The organism is Nostoc mirabile CHAB5784, from assembly GCF_020829645.1.
In the GTDB taxonomy this organism is placed as follows: Bacteria; Cyanobacteriota; Cyanobacteriia; order Cyanobacteriales; family Nostocaceae; genus Nostoc; species Nostoc mirabile.
On sequence record NZ_JAIVFS010000230.1, the window covers coordinates 1,728 to 4,815 of the forward strand.

A 3,088-nucleotide genomic window follows, 5' to 3' on the forward strand; every position below is an offset into this window, starting at 1 on the left:
ACGGGATGTGCGGGACAATTCTCTGCGAGTACCAAACGGTGAAAAAGGTCGCGTAGTTGATGTGCGCTTGTTTACTCGTGAACAAGGCGATGAACTGCCACCAGGAGCCAATATGGTAGTCCGAGTATATGTTGCCCAAAAACGCAAAATCCAAGTTGGGGACAAAATGGCAGGACGCCACGGTAATAAAGGGATTATTTCTCGGATATTACCAGCGGAAGATATGCCTTATTTGCCCGATGGAACACCTGTGGACATTGTACTTAACCCCTTGGGTGTACCCAGTCGGATGAACGTCGGACAAGTATTTGAGTGCTTATTAGGTTGGGCTGGTCAAACCTTGGGAGTGCGATTTAAGATTACTCCTTTTGATGAAATGTACGGGGAAGAGTCATCTCGCCGAATCGTGCATGGCAAATTACAAGAAGCACGAGACGAAACAGGGAAAGACTGGGTATATAACCCAGATAACCCAGGCAAAATCATGGTGTATGACGGTCGTACAGGCGAACCCTTTGACCGAGCAATCACTATCGGTGTGGCTTATATGCTGAAACTGGTGCATTTGGTGGATGATAAGATCCACGCCCGTTCCACAGGCCCATACTCACTAGTGACTCAGCAACCCTTGGGTGGTAAAGCACAACAAGGTGGTCAGAGATTTGGGGAAATGGAAGTGTGGGCATTGGAAGCCTTTGGTGCAGCTTATACCTTACAGGAATTGCTCACAGTTAAATCTGACGATATGCAAGGACGGAATGAAGCGTTAAATGCGATCGTTAAAGGTAAGGCAATTCCTCGACCTGGAACCCCAGAATCCTTTAAGGTGCTAATGCGCGAGTTGCAATCATTGGGGTTAGACATTGCCGTACACAAGGTAGAAACCCAAACAGACGGCAGTTCCCTAGATGTAGAAGTCGATTTGATGGCAGACCAATCAGCCCGCCGCACACCTCCTCGACCAACCTATGAATCTCTTTCCCGCGAATCGCTGGAAGACGACGAATAATTCGTAATTCGTAATTCGTAATTCGTAATTGAAGATAAATTTAATAATCTGTAGTTCGTAATTGAAGAAAAATCGAGAATTCCGAACTACAAATTACTACTTCTTAACTACGAATTACAAATTACGTTGGCGAAGGAAGAGTGATCGCCACTATTACGAATTAGAAATTGTTAATTACGAATTACGCATTACGAATTACGAATTAATTATGAGACCTGCCCAAACTAATCAGTTTGACTACGTAAAAATCGGCTTGGCTTCCCCTGAACGCATTCGCCAATGGGGCGAGAGAACATTGCCTAATGGTCAAGTAGTCGGTGAAGTTACCAAGCCAGAAACGATTAATTACCGAACTCTCAAGCCAGAGATGGACGGGCTTTTTTGTGAGCGCATCTTTGGCCCCGCGAAAGATTGGGAATGCCATTGTGGTAAGTATAAAAGAGTTCGTCACAGAGGTATTGTATGTGAGCGCTGTGGGGTAGAAGTCACCGAGTCACGGGTGCGTCGCCACCGCATGGGCTATATTAAACTCGCCGCACCAGTAGCTCACGTCTGGTATCTCAAAGGCATTCCTAGCTATATTTCCATCCTACTGGATATGCCCTTGCGGGATGTCGAGCAGATTGTCTATTTCAACTCTTATGTTGTCCTGAGTCCTGGTAATGCCGAAACTTTAACTTACAAACAGCTACTGAGTGAAGATCAGTGGTTGGAAATAGAAGACCAAATTTATAGCGAAGATTCTGTGCTGCAAGGCGTAGAGGTAGGTATTGGTGCTGAAGCACTGTTGCGCTTGCTTGCCGATATCAATTTAGAACAAGAAGCGGAAAGCCTACGCGAAGAAATTGGCAACGCTAAGGGACAAAAGCGGGCCAAACTAATTAAGCGACTGCGGGTGATTGACAACTTCATCGCTACTGGTTCCAAACCAGAGTGGATGGTAATGGCAGTTATTCCCGTGATTCCCCCCGACTTGCGCCCAATGGTGCAGCTAGATGGCGGACGGTTTGCCACGAGTGATTTAAATGATTTGTATCGGCGGGTAATTAACCGCAACAATCGTTTGGCACGCTTGCAAGAAATTTTGGCACCAGAGATTATTGTGCGGAACGAAAAGCGGATGCTGCAAGAAGCAGTGGATGCTTTGATTGACAATGGTCGTCGGGGACGCACTGTGGTAGGGGCAAATAACCGACCCCTAAAATCTTTGTCCGACATTATTGAGGGTAAGCAAGGACGTTTCCGACAAAACTTGTTAGGTAAACGGGTTGACTACTCTGGACGTTCTGTAATTGTTGTTGGGCCAAAGCTGAAAATTCACCAGTGCGGTTTGCCTAGAGAAATGGCGATTGAGCTATTTCAACCATTTGTGATTAACCGCCTAATTCGTAGCGGCATGGTAAATAATATCAAAGCTGCGAAAAAGCTGATATCACGTAATGATCCCAGTGTTTGGGATGTACTGGAAGAGGTGATTGAAGGACACCCTGTAATGCTAAATCGGGCACCAACGTTGCACCGTTTGGGTATTCAGTCTTTTGAACCGATTTTGGTAGAAGGTAGAGCGATTCAACTGCATCCTCTGGTGTGTCCAGCATTTAACGCCGACTTTGACGGCGACCAAATGGCGGTACACGTCCCTCTGTCGTTAGAAAGTCAGGCTGAAGCGCGGTTGTTGATGTTGGCTTCTAACAATATTTTGTCACCAGCCACGGGTAAACCGATCATCACGCCTAGCCAAGATATGGTGTTGGGAGCCTATTATTTAACAGCAGAAAATCCCGGTGCGACAAAAGGGGCAGGAAATTACTTTTCTTCGCTAGAGGATGTAATTATGGCTTTCCAGCAAGATCAAATTGACTTGCACGCCTATATCTATGTGCGGTTTGACGGTGAAATAGAATCAGACCAGCCGGATACAGAACCCGTGAAAGTGACGGAAAACGAGGATGGTACCCGCACGTTACTCTATAAGTTCCGTCGAGTAAGACTTGACGCTAAAGGCAATGTACTTTATCAGTATATATACACAACTCCTGGTCGCGTTATTTATAACAATGCCATTCAGGAAGCACTTGC

The 3,088-nt window shown here is 46.0% G+C and carries 2 protein-coding genes; both read left to right on the plus strand.

What is annotated here, in order from left to right; genetic code table 11:
* Window positions 1-1,009: DNA-directed RNA polymerase subunit beta (locus LC653_RS44695; protein ID WP_443689875.1), on the plus strand; the 1,009-nt coding region annotated here is incomplete at its 5' end.
* A gap of 208 nt (window positions 1,010-1,217) precedes the next feature.
* Window positions 1,218-3,088: DNA-directed RNA polymerase subunit gamma (locus LC653_RS44700; RefSeq protein WP_229501657.1), on the plus strand; the 1,871-nt coding region annotated here is incomplete at its 3' end.